This is a genomic window from Novosphingobium sp. 63-713, from assembly GCF_001898925.1.
GTDB lineage: Bacteria > Pseudomonadota > Alphaproteobacteria > Sphingomonadales > Sphingomonadaceae > Novosphingobium.
Genome location: NZ_MKVS01000044.1, coordinates 14,146 through 30,767, shown reverse-complemented (window position 1 = coordinate 30,767; position 16,622 = coordinate 14,146). Strand labels below are relative to the sequence as shown.

Below are 16,622 nucleotides of genomic sequence, written 5' to 3'. Positions count from 1 at the left end.
CTTGAACTCGCGGCTGAACTTCCTTCGTTGCATCGATCACTCCGGTTGATGAAAACACCTTATCTCGGTGTCCATCAAACCGGCAGCAGGCCAGACATTCCGAGAACCGGGAGAGCACCGCATTGAGCACTCTCTCGGTTATTACATAGCGCTACCGAAAAGCAGCATCACCAGAAGTGGCCGCTCATTCAGGCAGTCCACCGTTAGTGGACAAGGATTTTTCCCAAGCTAGGATATCCCTCAGCCGGTAGCGCACCATCCGGCCAGACTTATGAAATTTAGGCCCCTTCCCAAGCCCACGCCAGTTCTGCAGAGTTTTGACGCTGAGTCCGAGTCGAGTTGCAACTTCCTTCTCGTTGAAGAAGATCTTCCTAACGCCGTTGCCAGCGGTGTTCACAGAGAACTTGGCGATCTTGGCGGTGAGCCTCTTAACCTTCTTTTCAAGCTTTGCAGCCTTCGCCTGATTGCGTTGGCAGTGCGGGCAGGTGTGTGTGACATCGGATTTAACCATGGGACGTCTTTCCTTATTCGGGAAACGAGGGCTGTAAAATTCAGCGCCCCGTCCTGCGCGGATGCGCAGGCACTCCTCCATTTACCGAATTGCATCCCCGCACATTTCGCCCCTAGGCATCGCGGCAATTGACCAAGTTTTACGTAAAATCGCTAGAGTTCTGGCTTAAAACCGGAGATAGTGTCCGTAATTTGGAGGACACCTATTTATGCCTCATCCCAAACCTCGTACTGGCCATTCACACCCCACACCCGAGAAACGAGCACAACTCAGAGCCTTCAAAAAAATCCGCAGCAATGTCGTCAAGAAATGGCTGGAGCCCTCCAACACCTCGGAGTCCGCATTTGAGGAAGAGAAGGACGATTGGCTCGCGAGAACGATCTACGGACATCTCGCCAAGATGGTGCAACAGAATCGCTGGCAAATCTTGGTGGACGAGGTGGATTATGCACGCCCCCTCAAGGCAGGGCAGCATTCGATTGAGGGACGCCCCTTCAAGATCGGGCTGATTGCATTTCTGGGTGATACCATTGCAATGGGGCGAACCCGCCGCAGCGAGCTAAGCGATGCAATGGAATATGCCTATCGGCATGGAGTCCCATCTCGCTATTTCAATGGATTTGTGAAGCAAGCTGGATTGCGCAAGATAGCGAAAAAGCTCAAGGCAGGCCATCGAGAGCCCGGCTTCACGGGGCGGCAGAACGCTCATGCCAGCGAAGACTAGGGGATTAGATTCCCCTACACCACCCTCTCATACCCGTTTTCGTGGTTGCTATGTGGTTGCTGATCTCCAATGTGCGGGATCAGCAAACCACTTAACATATTGAAATATTTGGTGAGCCCAGCTGGATTCGAACCAGCGACCTACTGATTAAAAGTCAGTTGCTCTACCGACTGAGCTATGGGCCCCCATATGTGCGGCTGAAGTCGGTGCTTCAGGCTTCGGGTCGCGGTTCCCTAGGGGCGCGGAGGCTCCGGGTCAAGCGGCTGTGTAACTGTTTGATGCTAAAACCTGTGCGCGGATCGCGCCAGTTGGGGACAAGTGCGGCCATCGGGCGCAAAACAAAGTCACGCAGCCGAAAAGCGGCATGGGGCACGCAAAGCCCGGCAGAGCGCCATTCACCCCCGCCCCACAGCACAATATCGAGGTCGAGCACCCGCGAACCCCAGCGTTTTCCGCCACGCCGCCCAAATTCGCGCTCGATGGATTTGAGCAGGGCCAGCATCGCCACCGGCCCCAGATCCGATCGCACCAGCACCGCCCCGTTGGCATAGCGCCGCAAGGATGGCCCCAGCGGCGCGCTGCGAATCACCGGCGCCATCGCCTCGATCCCCAGCCCCGCCTGCGCCAGCGCGCCCACGGCGGCCCGCAACACGCGCTCTGGCCCGCCATGGCGCGCATGGCGCACATTCGAGCCGAGCGCGATCACATAGAGGTCAGATATCTTGCGCAAGGCGGGTATAAAGCTGGGGCCTGCGGTCGCGGAAAAAGCCCATCCCGGCCCGGTGCGTCGCCGCCCGCGCCAGATCGAGCGCTTGGACCAGCACGCCGGTTTCGCCCGCGCCAAATTCGGCCGTCAGATCGCCCCATTCGTCGCTGATGAAACTGTGGCCGTAATAGGATTGCTCCGGCCCGCCATAGGCCGCCTCGGCGCCGATGCGGTTGGCGGCGATCACGGGCATGCAGTTCGACACCGCATGGCCCTGCATCGCGCGGCGCCACATGCGGCTGGTGTCCAGATCGGCATTATACGGCTCGGTGCCGATGGCGGTCGGATAGAACAGCATTTCCGCGCCCATCAGAGCCATCGCCCGCGCGCATTCGGGATACCACTGGTCCCAGCAGATGCCCACGCCGATGCGCGTGCCGAACACGTCCCACACTTTGAAACCGGTGTTGCCGGGGCGGAAATAGTATTTTTCCTCATAGCCCGGCCCGTCGGGAATGTGGCTCTTGCGATAGGTGCCCATGATCTGCCCATCGGCGTCGATCATGGCCAGCGTGTTGTAATAATGGTGCCCGTCGCGCTCAAAAAAGCTGGTCGGGATCGCCACTTTCAGCTTACGCGCCAGTTCCTGCATCGCGATCACGCTGGGATGCTCCGCCACCGGGCGGGCAAGGGCAAACAGCGCCTCATCCTCGACCGTGCAGAAATAGGGTGAGGAAAACAGTTCGGGCGGCAGGATGATCTGCGCGCCCTGCGCGGCGGCCTGTTCCACCAGCGCGACAGTCGCGCCGATATTCTGCGCCTCATCCTGGCTGCCCAGCGCCAGTTGCAGCGCGGCGACGGTGATTGTGCGTTCGGTCATGGCGGCTTCCTATGTCGGGGGCGGAAATATGTCCACCATTGCAGGCGGCGCTTTTGTCCCTATCTAGGGGCCATTCACGAAAGATTGGAGAATAGACATGGCCCAGCAGGCAATTGTCGCAGGCGGCTGTTTCTGGTGCGTCGAAGCGGTGTTTCGGCAACTGGCCGGGGTCAGGAATGTGGAAAGCGGCTATATCGGCGGCGCGGTGGAAAATCCCACCTACAAGCAGGTGTGCAGCGGCGCGACCGGCCATGCCGAGGCGATCCGCATCACCTTTGATCCGGCGGTCCTGTCCTATGGCGCGCTGCTCGATGTGTTCTTTGCCACGCATGATCCCACGCAGCTCAACCGTCAGGGCAATGACGTGGGCACCCAATATCGCAGCGCGATCTTCCCGCTCGACGCCGTGCAAAGCGCCGAGGCGGAAACCGCCAAGCTGCGCGCGCAAAAGGATTGGCCCGCCCCCATCGTCACCACGATCGAGCCCATCGCCCCATGGTATCCGGCCGAGGACTATCATCAGGACTACTGGGAGGGCGAAGGCCAGCGTAACCCCTATTGTCTGGCCGTGATCCCGCCCAAGCTGGCCAAGCTGAAGAAGGGCTTTGCCGACAGGCTGAAGGGGTAGGCCCAATCGATAAAGACGATTGCAAAAATCATCTTTGATCGATTTTCCGATTTATCATTCCATGGGATCAGGCCTCACCCCAAAGAGAGGCCGGTCCCATGTTCGCTATCCTGCATCACATCATCACCGCGGTGCGCATTCTGCATAACCGGATGTTTCCGGTCGATGGGATCGACCTGCTGATGCGGCTCGATTTGGTCGGGTTTGAAGGGCTTGGCGCCGCCGATCTGGCCGATCTGGGGCCGGAAGGCGTGGCCACGGCGCTGCTCTGGCTCTCGGCGCTATGTTCCGAAGGGCTGGTCGAACAGATGGTCGAGGGGCGCTATTGCCTCACCGGGCGCGGCCATCAGGCGCTGAGCCTGATGGCGCAGGCGGCGGACAAATCCGCCACGCTGATTCTCTGACCGCCCGGTCTACTTGCGCCAACGCGCCACGAAAAACCCGTCCAGCCCGCCGACCTCGCCCAGCATCCCCGGATCGGTGCGCAGCCAGCCTTCCTGCGTGGGCGCCAGACCTGCGGGCAATTCCTCGGCCCGGATCGGATCGGCGGTCAGGCCCACCTTGGCCGCCTGCTCCTCACCCTCCTCGCGCTCCAGCGAGCAGACCGCATAGACCAGCACGCCGCCGGGCTTGAGCCATTCCGCAGCGCGGGCGAGCAAAGCCTCCTGCAATTCGGCCATCTCGGCAATCTGACGCGGGCCGATACGGTGCAGCACATCGGGATGGCGGCGGCATGTGCCCGTGGCGGTACAGGGCGCATCCAGCAAAACCGAGTCGAACAGCTCCTCCGGCGCATATTTCAGCGCATCGACCGCGATCAGATCAGCCTCCAGCCCGGTGCGCGCCAGATTGGCCCGCATCCGCTCGATCCGCTTGGGGCTGCTGTCCAGCGCGGTCACATCCCAACCGGCGGCTGCCAGTTGCATCGTCTTGCCCCCCGGCGCCGCGCAAACGTCCAGCACGCGGCCCGTTCCCGCGCCAATCAGGCGCGCCGGGATCGAGGCGGCCAGATCCTGCACCCACCAATCGCCATCGGCAAAACCGGGCAGGCTTTCCACCGCATCCCCGCGCGACAGGCGCACATGGCCGGGCATCAGCGACAGGCCCTCGGGCGCGTCCTTGCCCGCCTTCACCGTCAGATCCAGCGGCGGCGGCACGGCCAGACCCGCCGCGATAGCCTCGCCCCGCTCGCCCCAGCGCTCCGCCACGGGCTCGGGCAGGGTCGGGACTGCGGGCAGCGTCACGCCTTGCTTCACCAGCGCGGAAAAGACGCCATGCGCCAACCGGCGCGGCCCGCCCTGAAGCAGTTCCAGCCCGGTGGCCACCACCGCATGGGGCGGCGTTTCCAACCGCAGCCAGCCCGCCAGCATCAGACGCAGCACAGCGCGCGGCTTGGCATCCTCGGGCAGAATCTGCTTGGTGGCCGAATCGATCAGCGCGTCGAGATCTACCATCCAGCGCATCGCCTCGCCCGCCAGCGCGCGGGCCAGCGCCTTGTCATTCTGGGGCAGGCCCTGCGTAGCGGCATGGGCCGCATTATCAAGTGTTTCGCCCCGGCGCAGCACCGCATCCATCAGGCGCAAAGCGGCGCGGCGGGGAGCAAGTCCGGGGACGGTTTCGGCGGTGTTGCGTTGGTTCATCGGCAGCCCTTAGGGGATATTGCATTCCAGCGCCAGCAGGCGCATGGCAAGGCCATGACCGACGATGCCACCCCCCGGCCGATCCAGCGCGCCACCCAGCGCCCCGGCACTTTCACCAAGCCGCAGCATTGGACCAACGATCCCGTGCCCACCCCGGCCCCGCCGAAAGATGAGGAAGACCCCGAGGGCCTCTCGCCCACGCGCTATGGCGATTTCACCCGCAAGGGGATTGCTTGGGATTTTTAAGGGCGGATTTCTGAAGGCTCAGACCCAGCCCAGCAATTCCCGCCGCACCAGCGCTTCCAGCATCGCCATGCCATCGGCGCCTGCATTGAGGCATTCCAGCACGGCATAATCTTTTCCGCCCGCTTCCTCGAACACCTCGCGCCCGCGGATCGCCAGTTCCTCCAGCGTTTCGACGCAATCGGCGGAAAATCCGGGCGCGGCAATCGCCACCTGCGCCGCACCCTCGCCCGCCAAACGGGCCAGCGTATCCTCGGTCGAAGGCTCCAGCCATTTGGCGCGGCCAAAGCGCGACTGGAACGAGGTTTCCACCTTCAGCCCCGGAAATTCCCTCGCCAACGCCTCGCCCAGCAGGCGCGCGGTCTTGCGGCATTGGCAATGATAGGGATCGCCCAGATGCAGCGTGCGCTCCGGCATACCGTGGAACGAGAGCAGCAAGACCTGCGGCACGAAAGCCATCGCGCGCAACTGCGCCGAAAGATCGGCCCGCAAAGCCTCGATATGCGCCGGATCGTCATAATAAGGCGGCAGAGTGCGGATCGCAGGCTGCCAGCGCATCGCCGCCAGCCCCTCGCCCAGCCGGTCGATCACGCTGGCCGTGGTGGCGCCCGAATATTGCGGATAGAGCGGGGCGACCAGAATGCGCTCGCAACCCGCCGCCTTCATCCGCTCCAGCACATCGGGGATCGAGGGCGCACCATAGCGCATCGCCCAATCGACCATCACCGTTTCGCCCAGCCGCACCTGCAGATCCTGCGCCTGCGCCTGCGTGATCGCGGCCAGAGGCGAGCCTTGGTCCGTCCATACCTGCGCATAGGCATGGGCCGATTTGGCCGGGCGCGTGCGCAGGATGATGCCATGCAGGATCGGCAGCCACACAGCGCGCGGAATTTCCACCACGCGTCGGTCCGACAGGAATTCGGCCAGATAGGTACGCACCGCCGATGCCGTGGGCGCCTGCGGCGTGCCCAGATTGACCAGCATCACCCCCACGCGCGGGGCGGCCACAGGCGGGTGATCGGAAGGGCGCTTCATCATCATTCCTAATCGTCAGAGGCCAGAGGCAGGCGGCGAAGCCTGATACCTGTGGCGGAAAACAGAGCATTGGCAATCGCAGGCGCGGCCACCGCCACGCCTAACTCGCCAGGATCAAACGGATCGGCCCCGCTGGCGATCAATTCAACCTCGACTTCGGGGCAATCGGCCAGCAAGGGCAGACCCAGTTGACCCAGTCGCGACAAAATCGGCAGCCCCTTCGCCCAGCCCGTGCTGGCGCCAAGGGCAAGGCCGATACCATAGATCAGCCCGCCCTCGATCTGTTGGCGGGCAATGTCGGCGTTGATAATGCGGCCAATGTCGGCAACGGCGGTGATGCGGTCCACCCGCACGCCCGCATCGCTGCGCCGCGCGGTGGCGATGGCCGCGATGCAGCCGCCGTCGGCCACCGCCCCCATGCGGTGACAGGCCAGCCCCGCCCCACTGCCATCCTTGCCGCCGTTCCACCCCGCCAGCGCCGAGACGCGCTGAAGACAGGCAGCCATCCGCGCGTCGTCCGCCAACATGCCCATGCGAAAGGACAAAGGCTCCCGCCCCTGCGCGGCGGCGATCTCGTCCATGAAGCTCTCGATGACAAAGGCGTGCAGCGCAGACGGCCCCCCGCGCATCTGGCCCGTGGGCAGGCCGATGGCGGCCGGGGCATGATCGACCGCCACATGGGCAATGGCATAGGGCGGATTGGCGCCCTCCATCGCCATAATGTCCTTGCGGTCCTGCATCTTGGCCGCCTTGGTCGGGCTGGCGGCGGAAAGCATCCGCAGGCCGAATTCGCGCATTGTGGCGGGCATGGCGATTTTGGCGCGCCAGGCCGCAACATGGCCCGCCGTATCGGCCCGCGCCTCGACATGGGCGGCCATGGGCGCGCGCGGCAGACCGGCAACATGCTCCTGCCACCGGCTCCAGATCAATTGCACCGGCTTGCCCACCGCCTGCGCGATGGCGGCGGCCTGAATGGCAAAGCGGGCGTCCAGACGGGCATCGAAGCTGCCCCCGGCGGCGGCGGGATAGAGCATGACCTGATGCGCGGGCACCGCCAGATCGCGCGCAATCGCCAGTCTGGCCCGTTCGGGCGTCTGCACCGCGGCCCAGACCTCGACCTTCCCATCGCGCAGGCGCGCCGTGGCCGTGGCGGTTTCCAGCGCGGCATGCATTGCAGGGGCAATATCATAGCGCGCGGAAAATTGCGGATGCGCGCCCAGAATGTCGTCGGCATCGCCCTGCGACACCATGCGATGGGTGTCATCGCCCTTCAGCGCATCATCCAACGCCTTGGTGACGCCTGCGCTTTCCAGCGGTTTTTCCACCACAAAGCCCGGCGCGATTTTGGCCAGCGCTTGTTCCGCCGCCCACCAGTCGGTGGCCACAGCGGCCACCCAGCGCGGCCCTTCAACCATGCGGACAAAGCCGGAAACCCCGCGCGCCCGGCCCGCATCATGCGCGCCCAGAGCGATATTCTCGCCGCGCGGCGCATGGCGGATCGCGGCATAGAGCATGTCAGGCAGGCGAATATCGCCCGCAAAGGGCCATGATCCATCAACCTTGGCCGGAGCATCGAGCCGGGGAAAGGCCAGATCCGCCCCTGCGGGCAGCGCCGCAGGGCTTTCCGCAGGCGGCGTGGGGCGCATCACCGGCGGATCGGGCGGGGTCAGGCCCGCCGCATCCTGAACCAGCGCGCCAAAGCCGAATGAGCGGGCGCCATGGCGCACCGCCCCGCCCGACACCTCGCATTGCTCCCAAGGCACATTCCAGCGCGCCGCCGCCGCCATGGCCAGCACCGCCCGGGCGCCTGCCGCCGCCTTGCGCAGGGGTTCCTCATAGGCCGACACCGATGTGCCCGCGCCCGTGGCCATAAAGCGGTGATCCTCGGCCCAGCGGCGCACCATCCAGCTGTGCCTGTCCGCGACCAGCGGCGCGACAATCGGCACCCAGAGCGGCGCCCAATGCGCCGCCAGCGGCAGATTGGGAAATTGCGCCCCAATGGGCGCGGGCGTCACGGCCACCTGTCGCCAATCCGCCCCCAGTTCGACCGCCGCGATCTGGGCCAGCACGGTCATCACCCCCTGCCCCATTTCGAGCTGGGGGATCGCCACATTGACCACGCCGTCCTTGCCGATGCGCAGCCATGCGTCGAAGGGATATTCCCCCTCCTCAGCCGGAAAAGGATAGGCGTAATGCCGGGGCAGCAGGCTCCACCCGACCACAAGGCCACCGCCCGCCGCCGCGCCGATCAACCATTGCCGCCGGGTGATGGCCATCTGCGGCTTAGCCCTTTTCCGGGGTCACACCCTGCGTGGCCAGCCACGGCAGCAGCTTGCGGGCGATGGCGGCAAAAGCCTCGGCCTGCGGACCTTCGCCCGCCGCGGGCGGCTGCCCCGCGTCCGAGCCAAGCCGGATCGCCATATCCAGCGGCACGCGGCCAAGGAAGGGCATATCGAGCCTTTTAGCCGCATCCTCGACCGCGCCGCAGCCGAAGGGGTCCGACACATTGCCGCAATGGGGGCAGACATAGCCCGCCATATTCTCCACCAGCCCCAGCACCGGCACATGGGCCGCCTCGAACAGGTTGAGCGCGCGACTGGCATCCATCAGCGCCAGATCCTGCGGGGTCGAGACGATGACGGCGCCTGCGGGCTTGTGCTTCTGCACCATGGTCAATTGCACATCGCCCGTGCCGGGGGGCAGGTCGATCACCAGCACCTGCGTTTCGCCCCACCAGGCGTCGATCAATTGCCCCAGCGCGCCCGACACCATCGGCCCGCGCCAGGCAATCGCGCGGCCGTCCTCGATCAAATGGCCCATCGAGAGCACCGACACGCCATAAGGGCTGGGCACGGGAAACATCTTGCTGTCCTTGGCTTCGGGCTTCTTGCCCTCATTGGCCAGCAGGCGCGGCTGCGACGGGCCATAGATGTCGGCATCGACCAGCCCGACCCGCACCCCCATCCGCGACAGGGCCACCGCCAGATTGGCCGAGAGGGTGGATTTGCCCACGCCCCCTTTGCCCGAACCCACGGCAAGGATCAGCGGCCCCTTGGGAGCCGGAGGAGGCGCATCGCGGTCGGCCACAATGCCCACGCGCACCTCGGATACGCCGGGCGCGGCCGAGAGCGTCGCTTTGGCCCCCGCCTCCAGCGCGGCGCGGCCATCGCCATCCAGCCCCGCCCCGTCCAACACCAGCGTCACCACCCCGTCGGCCAGACGCAGCGATTGCACCCGCGCGGCCATATCGGCAGGCAGAAGTTGGCGCAGATCATCGGCAGGCTGGGCAGTCATCACGGTTTCCTTGCAGCAAAACAGGGTAACAAATCAGGGCAACAAAAGGGGCCAAAAAACAGGCGCGCCCCGCGCCCTAGAGCATTTTGCCCCCAAGGGGAAACATCCGAAAGTGCCGATCCTTGGGGAAATTTGCGCGCAGGGCTTCAATCGCCCCCTGTTAATTCGCAAGGAGGCACCTATAGATAACACTATGAAGCAAGTGGCCGAGCGGATAGCGCAGGAAATTCAACGCCGGTTTCAGAGCCGGAAACAGGATCGGGTCTGGGACATGTCCCCTGCCCTGCCCCCGGTATTCAGCGCCGAGCAGGATGATGGCGATGCCGGCGGCAAAAAGCCCGAGGGAGACAGGCCCGGCAGCGAGAAGCCCGGCGGCGGCCCGCGCAACCCGTGGCAGCCGCCCAGCAGCGGCCCCAACGCGGGCAAGGGCGGCGGCCCGCGCCGCGCCAGCAGCCTTGAGGACATTTTCCGCGCCCGGCGAGAGAATGGCGGCCCCGGCGGACCCGGCCCCATCCCCCCCGGCCCCAATTTCCGCATTCCCCAGCGCCCCGACGGCAAGAGCTGGACCCCCATGGTGCTGGGCGGGGTGGCGCTGGTCTGGCTGATTTTTTCCACCGGGCATCAGCTCTCCTCGAACGAGCAGGGCATCGTCACCACCTTTGGCAAATATACCTCCACCATCGGACCGGGCATGAATTTCACCGCGCCATGGCCGATCCAGCGCGTGCGGGTGGAGGATGTGACCTCGATCCGGCGCGACAATGTGCCCGATGGCGAGATGGAAAAGCTGATGCTGACGGGGGATCAGAGCCTGGTCGATCTGAGCTATATCATCCGCTGGAACATCCGTAATCTCAAGCAGTTCACCTATCAGCTGGAAGACCCCAAGGGCACCGTGCGCGAAGTGGCCGAGGCCGCGATGCGCGCCAGCGTGGCCGAGGTGAAGCTCAACGATGTGATGCTGGGCACCCGCCGCGCCGAGATCGAGAGCAATGTGCGCCAGCGGATGCAGGCCGTGCTGGACGCCTATCATTCGGGCATTCTGGTGCAGGGTGTGGATATCAAGAAGGCCGATCCGCCCGCCAAGGTCAACGATGCCTTTCAGCGCGTGCAGGCGGCCCAGCAGGACGCCAACCGCGACATGTCGAACGCGCGCGCCTATGCCGAACAGGTGACCCAGCGCGCCGAGGGTGATGCCACCGCCTTCAACAAGGTTTATGATCAGTACAAGCTGGCGCCCGAAGTCACGCGCCGCCGCATGTATTACGCCACGATGGAGCAGGTTCTGTCGCAGAATGACAAGGTGATCGCCCCTGCCGGCGGCTTCAATTCCTATATGCCTTTGCCCGCGATCCAGAAGAAGCCTTCCGAGGAAACCACGGTGGTGAAGCCATGAGCGGCCTGTTTCAGGATGGCCTTGCCCCGCGCGCGAAACTGGCGGTGGCGGGGTTGATCGCGGCGGCGCTGGTGGGTTTTTCGGCCATTGTCGAGGTGCCCGAAAGCCAGCAGGCGGTGGTGATGTGGCTGGGCGATCCGGTGCGCGTCATCAACCGTTACAAGCCGGGCGTGGATTATGGCAACACCGGCGCGGGGCTGTCGCTGCGGGTGCCCTTCCTTGAAACGCTGGTGCGGGTGGACCGACGCGTGCTCAATCTGGATATGGAGCGCCAGCAGGTTAACTCCTCCGACCAGCAGCGGCTGGAGGTGGACGCCTATGCCCGTTTCCGCATCATCGACCCGGTCAAGATGGTCCGCACGGCAGGCACCAGCGAGCGGGTGCAGGAACAGTTGCAGCCGATCCTGACCAGCGTGCTGCGTCAGGGGCTGGCCTCCTATACGTTCCAGTCGCTGCTGACGCCCGAGCGCGGGTTGATGATGGAGCAGATCCGCAAGGCGCTGGACATCGAGGCGCGCGAATATGGCGCCCAGATCATCGACGTGCGCATCAAGCGCGCCGATCTGCCCGACGGCACACCACTGGAGCGCGCCTTTGCCCGGATGGAGGCCGCCCGCGATCAGGAGGCCACCGCCATCCGCGCACAGGGCCAGAAACAGGCCCAGATCATCCGCGCCGACGCCGAGGCGGCCGCTGCCAAGATCTATGCCGAAGCCTATGGCAAGGACCCGAGCTTCTACGATTTCTATCGCGCGATGGAGAGTTATCGCACCACCTTCGCCAATCCGGCCAACAAGTCATCGACCACCATCGTGCTGACGCCGGACAATGACTATCTGCGCCAGTTCCGCAATCAAAAGGGCCAATAGGGCCATGGAACCGGCACGCGCCTATTCAATTTCCATTCAGGACAAGGGCGCGTAAATATCCCGCGTGAATAACCCATGGCCGGACGGAGACCGGCCCCCGCCCCCGGTGCAACCGGGTCCGGGCAACACAACAAGGACTATGCCCAGTGCGATACGCTTATGGAGTGACCAGTGCGCTGCTTCTTGGGGGTGCGACCCTCTCGCTCCTCACCGGACTTCCCGCCGGGGCGCAGGTGGCGCAAAACGATGCGCAGAACATTCAGGCGATCACGCCCCGCGTGGGCGCGCCGTCCAGTTTTGCCGATCTTACCAGTCAGTTGCAGCCGGCGGTGGTGAACATTTCCACCCGCCAGAAGGTGCGCGTGGCAGGCGGGGCCAATCCCTTTGCCGGCACCCCCTTTGAGGGCTTCTTCGGCGGCGGGGATGGTCAGGGCCAGCCCCAGACCCGCGAGGCGCAATCGCTGGGTTCGGGCTTCATCGTTTCGGCCGACGGCTATCTGGTCACCAACAACCATGTGGTGACGCCCGAGGGGCAGGGCGTGGTCGAATCGATCACCGTCACCCTGCCCGACGGCAGCGAATATCCGGCCAAGCTGATCGGCAAGGATGCCGCTTCCGACCTTGCCGTGCTGAAAATCACCGCTGGCAAGCCGCTGCCTTTCGTGAAGTTCGGCGACAGCCGTGCCTCGCGCGTGGGCGACTGGGTGGTGGCCATCGGCAACCCATTCGGCCTTGGCGGCACAGTAACGGCGGGCATCATCTCGGCGGTCTATCGCAACACGGGTCAGGGCGGCGCCTATGACCGCTATCTGCAGACCGACGCCGCGATCAACCAGGGCAATTCGGGCGGCCCGATGTTCGACATGAAGGGCCAGGTGATCGGCATCAACCGCGCGATCTTCTCGCCCTCGGGCGGCAGCGTGGGCATCGGCTTTGCCATCCCGGCCGAAACCGCCGCGCCCATCGTCGATCAGCTCATCAAGGGTCAGACCATCGAGCGCGGCTATCTTGGCGTGCGGATCCAGCCTGTGACCACCGATTATGCCGATTCGATGGGCCTGCCCCATAATCGCGGCGAGCTGATCCAGGCGGTCGAGCCCGGCAAGGGCGCCGATCAGGGCGGTGTCAAGGCGGGCGACGTGGTGCTCAAGGTGGGCGGCAAGGAAGTCACCCGCGACCAGACCCTCTCCTTCCTCGTCTCGAACGTGAAGCCGGGCACCAAGATCCCGCTCGAAGTGCTGCGCGGCGGCCAGCGTCTGACGCTCAACGTCGCGGTGTCCAAGCGTCCGACCGACGAGGAACTGGCCCAGCAGACCTTTGACCGCAAGAAGGGCGGCGACGATTTCGAAAAGGCCCCCACCAAGGGCACTGGCCTTGCCGAAAAGGCACTCGGCCTCTCGCTGCTCTCGCTCAATCCGCAGATCGCGCGCCAGCTCGGCCTGCCCGAGGATACCAAGGGCGTGGTCGTGGCGGGCGTCGATGCCTCGTCGGACGCGGGCGCCAAGGGCTTTGAACGCGGCGACGTGCTGCTCTCGGTCAACAACACCCCGATCACCAGCGTGGGCGAGATCGAAAACAGCATCCGCGCGGCGCAGTCCGCAGGCCGCACCGCCATCGGCGTACAGTGGATGCGCCCCGGTCAACCGCCGATCTATGTGGGCATCCGCCTGCGTTGATCGTTATGCATCGGCCATGAATAAAGACCCCCGTCAGCGTCAGGCTGGCGGGGGTTTTGTTTTGTGAGGTCGCGGGTTTTGTGCCTCCGGCGGGCAAAGGGACTCGGTCCCTTTGCAATCCCATTATGGGGTGGCGCTAGGTGGGCGAGGTTGCGGACTGGGGCATAGGATAAAAGCCTGCGGCGCGGTAAGCTCATCGCTCACCGCGCCGCAGGCTTTATAAATTCAAACGTTGCGTCCGACACCGAACATCGAACCCGTAACGCAGCGCAGGCAGTAATGGGAGCGCGAGGGTCTAGACCCTCGCACTTATCCCTTCCCCTTAAATCCCCACGCCCGGCTGGGCACGCTTGCGGGTATTATCCCCCTGCCGCCCGGTGGCATTGTCCAGAAAGTCCGGATTGGCCGCAGGCGCGGGCTGATTGTCGGTGGGGTTGTTGCCATCGGGGATCGCGCCCTCATCGGTCGGCACATAGGCGTCCGGCCCGCTGAGATTGGCGATATCGTCGGGTTCCAGCTGCCAGTCGGGCAGGGTCAACTGGGTTTCGAAGGGCTCAATCGGGCGCTGCGCCACGGCAACCTTCATATATTGGGCAAAGGCGCGCGCCGGGGCCGTGCCGCCCTGCAGGCCGGGCACCGCCTTGGCATCGTCGCGGCCCATCCACACGCCTGTGGTCACGCCGCTGGAGAAGCCGAGGAACCAGCCGTCCTTGTTGCTGCTGGTGGTGCCGGTCTTGCCTGCGACAGGGCGGCCGATCTGGGCCGCGCGGCCGGTGCCGATATTGACCGCCGTCTGGAGCAGATCGGTGATCCCCGCCGAAACGAAGGGCGCGACCAGCGTCTGGCCCTGCTTCTGGGCATGTTCATACAGCACGCGGCCATCGCTGGCGACGACCTTGACGATGCCATAGGGCTCGACCGAAGTGCCCCGCGCCGAGACGGCGGCAAAGGCCTTTACCATGTCGATCACACGCACGTCATTGCTGCCCAGCACCATTGAGGGGTTGGTCGAAATCGGCGTGCTGATGCCGAAACGGCGCGCCATGGCGGCCACGGCGTCAAACGTCACCTGCTGACCCAATTGCGCGGCCACGGTGTTTTTCGAATAGGCAAAGGCGGTGCGCACGTCGATCTGGCCCGCATAGGTGCCGCCCGAATTGCGCGGGCTCCACCCATCAATGGTGACGGGCTGGTCAACCACCGGATCGTCAGGCTTCACGCCCGCCTCCAGCGCCGCCATATAGACGAACAGCTTCCACGCCGAGCCAGGCTGACGCAGCGCATTGGTCGCGCGGTTGTAATTGCTGGTCACGTAATCCAGCCCGCCCACCATCGCCAGCACCGCGCCGTCGCGGTCCATGCTGACCAGCGCGCCCTGCGAATCCTTGGGCGTATAGCCCTTGATGGCCGAGGTCGCGGCATTCTGGAGTTTGGGATCCAGCGTGGTCCAGACTTCCAGATTGTCGTGATTGTTGGGGTCGCGCGTTTCAGGCAGCAGCACATCGAGCTGCGGCAGCGCCCAGTCGGTGAAATAGCGCACCGTGCTCTGCGAAGCTTCGGCGGCCAGCTTGACCGATTGCAGATCGACGCTGTCGGCCTGCGCCGGGGTGATCGCGCCGGCGTCCACCATCACCTCCAGCACCACCTTGGCGCGGTCAATCGCGGCCTGCTGGTCGGCGGTGGGGGAATAATGGCTGGGGGCCTTGACCAGACCGGCGATGATCGCGGCCTCGCCAAGGCTAAGCTGGCGGCCTTCATGACCAAAGAATTTGCGCGCAGCCGCGTCCACGCCATAGGCGCCGCCACCGAAATAGACCTTGTTCAGATAGAGTTCGAGGATCTCGTCCTTGGAGAACTTGAACTCCAGCGCCAGCGCAATCAGCGCCTCGCGGGCCTTGCGGTTCCACGTGCGGTCATTGTTGAGGAAAATCGTGCGGGCCAATTGCTGGGTCAGGGTCGAACCGCCCTGACGCCATTTGCCCTTTTGCGCGCGCACATAAAAGCTGCGCAGCACGCCGATCGGGTCAATGCCGATATGATCGCGGAAACGGCGATCCTCGGTGGCGACGATGGCCGCCTTCATCTCCGAGGGAATGTCCTGATAGGACAGCCATTTGCCATAGCTGGGCCCCATGGCGAACAATTCGCTGCCGTCGCGTGCGCGCACCAGGATGGTCTGGCCGTTCTGGCTGGTTTTCATCGTGTCGAAATCGGGCAATTGCTGCGCTTCGAACCAGACAGCGGCAAAAGCCATGAGCAGCACCAGCAGGCCAAAGGCCCCGGTCCAGATGGCAATTTTCTTCAAAAACCCACGCAGGCCTGAACTCGATTCTTTATCGGAATCGCCCGAACCGCGCCTATTCTGCCTTGCCATCGAAATGCCAACCCCTGCTGCGCGCGCGGGAGAAAGCCGACGCCGCGCCAATCATGCACAAACCATGGGCGCACGAAATGGATCCCCGTGCGCCCTGTCAAATCCGCATAGGCGATAGAGCGTCCTTGGTTAACCTGAAATTGCTGGCTTGTGCGCAAAATCGGGCGATCAATCCTTGGGTTCGAAATCCAGACTGGCGCTGTTGATGCAATAACGCAGGCCGGTGGGTTGCGGACCATCGGGAAAGACATGGCCCAGATGGCCGTCACAGCGTGCACAGCGCACCTCGGTGCGGATCATACCATGCGACATGTCGCGGTGCTCCAGAACAGCGTCGCTGCCCTCGGGGGCATAGAAACTGGGCCAGCCCGAGCCGGAATTATATTTGGTGTCCGATGAGAACAGCGGCGCGCCGCAGCCCGCGCAAAGATACTCGCCTGCCGCTTTGTTGCCTTCATACTCGCCGGTAAAGGCGCGTTCGGTGCCGCCTTCGCGCAGGACATGATATTGCATCGGGCTCAGACGCGCGCGCCATTCTTCCTCGGTCTGGGGCATATGGGGGTCGGCCATGGGGGGTTCTCCTTTGCTCTCCAGATATATGGGGGGGGCGCTCCATCGCGGCAAGCCCCCGGCTCTGGGGCCACTG

At 64.4% G+C, this 16,622-nt stretch carries 16 protein-coding genes and 1 tRNA gene; 7 read left to right on the top strand and 10 right to left on the bottom strand.

Annotation, left to right across the window (positions count from 1 at the left end; translation table 11 throughout):
* Nucleotides 1-184: 184 nt before the first annotated feature.
* A complete protein-coding gene (locus BGP00_RS17195) occupies nt 185-511 on the bottom strand; it encodes a helix-turn-helix domain-containing protein (RefSeq protein WP_292687486.1) in 327 nt (108 codons plus the stop codon).
* Between the two features lie 208 nt (nt 512-719).
* Here BGP00_RS17195 and BGP00_RS17190 point away from each other — a divergent pair, with 208 nt between their 5' ends.
* The gene (locus BGP00_RS17190) at nt 720-1,235 is read left to right on the top strand and encodes a hypothetical protein (RefSeq protein WP_292687488.1); all 516 of its coding nucleotides are present in this window, start codon (nt 720-722) and stop codon (nt 1,233-1,235) included.
* 109 nt (nt 1,236-1,344) lie between these two features.
* On the opposite strand, the gene BGP00_RS17185 is transcribed toward BGP00_RS17190, so the two are convergent.
* From BGP00_RS17185 to aguB, 3 genes are all read right to left on the bottom strand, one after another.
* Nucleotides 1,345-1,420 (bottom strand) — tRNA-Lys (locus tag BGP00_RS17185).
* A gap of 26 nt (nt 1,421-1,446) precedes the next feature.
* Complete coding sequence (folK, locus tag BGP00_RS17180) at nt 1,447-1,965, bottom strand: 2-amino-4-hydroxy-6-hydroxymethyldihydropteridine diphosphokinase (RefSeq protein WP_292687490.1); 519 nt, start codon at nt 1,963-1,965, stop codon at nt 1,447-1,449.
* On the bottom strand, nt 1,949-2,821 hold the full coding sequence (gene aguB / locus BGP00_RS17175) for an N-carbamoylputrescine amidase (RefSeq protein WP_292687492.1): 873 nt from the start codon (nt 2,819-2,821) through the stop codon (nt 1,949-1,951). Before aguB ends, folK begins: the two co-directional genes overlap by 17 nt.
* Nucleotides 2,822-2,918: 97 nt before the next feature.
* Between aguB and msrA the strand changes: the two genes are divergently transcribed.
* A complete protein-coding gene (msrA, locus tag BGP00_RS17170; RefSeq protein ID WP_273618299.1) occupies nt 2,919-3,449 on the top strand; it encodes a peptide-methionine (S)-S-oxide reductase MsrA in 531 nt (176 codons plus the stop codon).
* A 98-nt stretch (nt 3,450-3,547) separates the two neighbouring features.
* A complete protein-coding gene (locus BGP00_RS17165) occupies nt 3,548-3,853 on the top strand; it encodes a hypothetical protein (RefSeq protein ID WP_292687498.1) in 306 nt (101 codons plus the stop codon).
* 9 nt (nt 3,854-3,862) lie between these two features.
* On the opposite strand, the gene BGP00_RS17160 is transcribed toward BGP00_RS17165, so the two are convergent.
* Nucleotides 3,863-5,089 (bottom strand): RsmB/NOP family class I SAM-dependent RNA methyltransferase, encoded by a 1,227-nt coding sequence (locus BGP00_RS17160; RefSeq protein WP_292687500.1) that lies wholly within the window; start codon nt 5,087-5,089, stop codon nt 3,863-3,865.
* A gap of 54 nt (nt 5,090-5,143) precedes the next feature.
* Here BGP00_RS17160 and BGP00_RS17155 point away from each other — a divergent pair, with 54 nt between their 5' ends.
* A complete protein-coding gene (locus tag BGP00_RS17155) occupies nt 5,144-5,335 on the top strand; it encodes a DUF1674 domain-containing protein (protein WP_168605102.1) in 192 nt (63 codons plus the stop codon).
* A gap of 18 nt (nt 5,336-5,353) precedes the next feature.
* On the opposite strand, the gene hemH is transcribed toward BGP00_RS17155, so the two are convergent.
* Genes hemH through BGP00_RS17140 form a run of 3 tightly spaced genes read right to left on the bottom strand, consistent with a single transcriptional unit; the run spans nt 5,354 to nt 9,661 of the window.
* A complete protein-coding gene (hemH, locus tag BGP00_RS17150; protein ID WP_292687541.1) occupies nt 5,354-6,367 on the bottom strand; it encodes a ferrochelatase in 1,014 nt (337 codons plus the stop codon).
* 8 nt (nt 6,368-6,375) lie between these two features.
* Nucleotides 6,376-8,643, bottom strand: a complete 2,268-nt coding sequence (locus BGP00_RS17145) for a molybdopterin cofactor-binding domain-containing protein (RefSeq protein ID WP_292687504.1) — start codon at nt 8,641-8,643, stop codon at nt 6,376-6,378.
* Nucleotides 8,644-8,650: 7 nt separating this feature from the next.
* On the bottom strand, nt 8,651-9,661 hold the full coding sequence (locus BGP00_RS17140) for an Mrp/NBP35 family ATP-binding protein (protein ID WP_292687506.1): 1,011 nt from the start codon (nt 9,659-9,661) through the stop codon (nt 8,651-8,653).
* A 193-nt stretch (nt 9,662-9,854) separates the two neighbouring features.
* Between BGP00_RS17140 and BGP00_RS17135 the strand changes: the two genes are divergently transcribed.
* The 3 genes from BGP00_RS17135 to BGP00_RS17125 all read left to right on the top strand — a co-directional run bounded on the left by BGP00_RS17135 (nt 9,855) and on the right by BGP00_RS17125 (nt 13,602).
* Entirely contained in the window at nt 9,855-11,057 is a 1,203-nt protein-coding gene (locus tag BGP00_RS17135; RefSeq protein WP_246870310.1) for a protease modulator HflK, read from the top strand.
* Nucleotides 11,054-11,926 carry a protease modulator HflC gene (locus tag BGP00_RS17130; protein WP_292687510.1) on the top strand — a complete coding sequence of 291 codons (873 nt, stop codon included), beginning with the start codon at nt 11,054-11,056 and terminating at the stop codon, nt 11,924-11,926. Before BGP00_RS17135 ends, BGP00_RS17130 begins: the two co-directional genes overlap by 4 nt.
* 146 nt (nt 11,927-12,072) lie before the next feature.
* The gene (locus BGP00_RS17125) at nt 12,073-13,602 is read left to right on the top strand and encodes a Do family serine endopeptidase (RefSeq protein WP_168605097.1); all 1,530 of its coding nucleotides are present in this window, start codon (nt 12,073-12,075) and stop codon (nt 13,600-13,602) included.
* A gap of 322 nt (nt 13,603-13,924) precedes the next feature.
* Here the strand turns inward: BGP00_RS17125 and BGP00_RS17120 are convergent, their stop codons facing one another.
* Complete coding sequence (locus tag BGP00_RS17120; protein WP_292687543.1) at nt 13,925-15,856, bottom strand: transglycosylase domain-containing protein; 1,932 nt, start codon at nt 15,854-15,856, stop codon at nt 13,925-13,927.
* Nucleotides 15,857-16,144: 288 nt separating this feature from the next.
* The gene (msrB, locus tag BGP00_RS17115) at nt 16,145-16,546 is read right to left on the bottom strand and encodes a peptide-methionine (R)-S-oxide reductase MsrB (protein ID WP_292687514.1); all 402 of its coding nucleotides are present in this window, start codon (nt 16,544-16,546) and stop codon (nt 16,145-16,147) included.
* Between the last annotated feature and the right edge of the window lie 76 nt (nt 16,547-16,622).

Coding starts and splice junctions, on each gene's coding strand:
- BGP00_RS17195 (WP_292687486.1), bottom strand. CDS start 511: ATGGTTAAATCCGATGTCACACACACCTGCCCGCACTGCCAACGCAAT.
- BGP00_RS17190 (WP_292687488.1), top strand. CDS start 720: ATGCCTCATCCCAAACCTCGTACTGGCCATTCACACCCCACACCCGAG.
- aguB (WP_292687492.1), bottom strand. CDS start 2,821: ATGACCGAACGCACAATCACCGTCGCCGCGCTGCAACTGGCGCTGGGC.
- msrA (WP_273618299.1), top strand. CDS start 2,919: ATGGCCCAGCAGGCAATTGTCGCAGGCGGCTGTTTCTGGTGCGTCGAA.
- BGP00_RS17165 (WP_292687498.1), top strand. CDS start 3,548: ATGTTCGCTATCCTGCATCACATCATCACCGCGGTGCGCATTCTGCAT.
- BGP00_RS17160 (WP_292687500.1), bottom strand. CDS start 5,089: ATGAACCAACGCAACACCGCCGAAACCGTCCCCGGACTTGCTCCCCGC.
- BGP00_RS17155 (WP_168605102.1), top strand. CDS start 5,144: ATGACCGACGATGCCACCCCCCGGCCGATCCAGCGCGCCACCCAGCGC.
- hemH (WP_292687541.1), bottom strand. CDS start 6,367: ATGAAGCGCCCTTCCGATCACCCGCCTGTGGCCGCCCCGCGCGTGGGG.
- BGP00_RS17145 (WP_292687504.1), bottom strand. CDS start 8,643: ATGGCCATCACCCGGCGGCAATGGTTGATCGGCGCGGCGGCGGGCGGT.
- BGP00_RS17140 (WP_292687506.1), bottom strand. CDS start 9,661: ATGACTGCCCAGCCTGCCGATGATCTGCGCCAACTTCTGCCTGCCGAT.
- BGP00_RS17135 (WP_246870310.1), top strand. CDS start 9,855: ATGAAGCAAGTGGCCGAGCGGATAGCGCAGGAAATTCAACGCCGGTTT.
- BGP00_RS17130 (WP_292687510.1), top strand. CDS start 11,054: ATGAGCGGCCTGTTTCAGGATGGCCTTGCCCCGCGCGCGAAACTGGCG.
- BGP00_RS17120 (WP_292687543.1), bottom strand. CDS start 15,856: ATGGCTTTTGCCGCTGTCTGGTTCGAAGCGCAGCAATTGCCCGATTTC.
- msrB (WP_292687514.1), bottom strand. CDS start 16,546: ATGGCCGACCCCCATATGCCCCAGACCGAGGAAGAATGGCGCGCGCGT.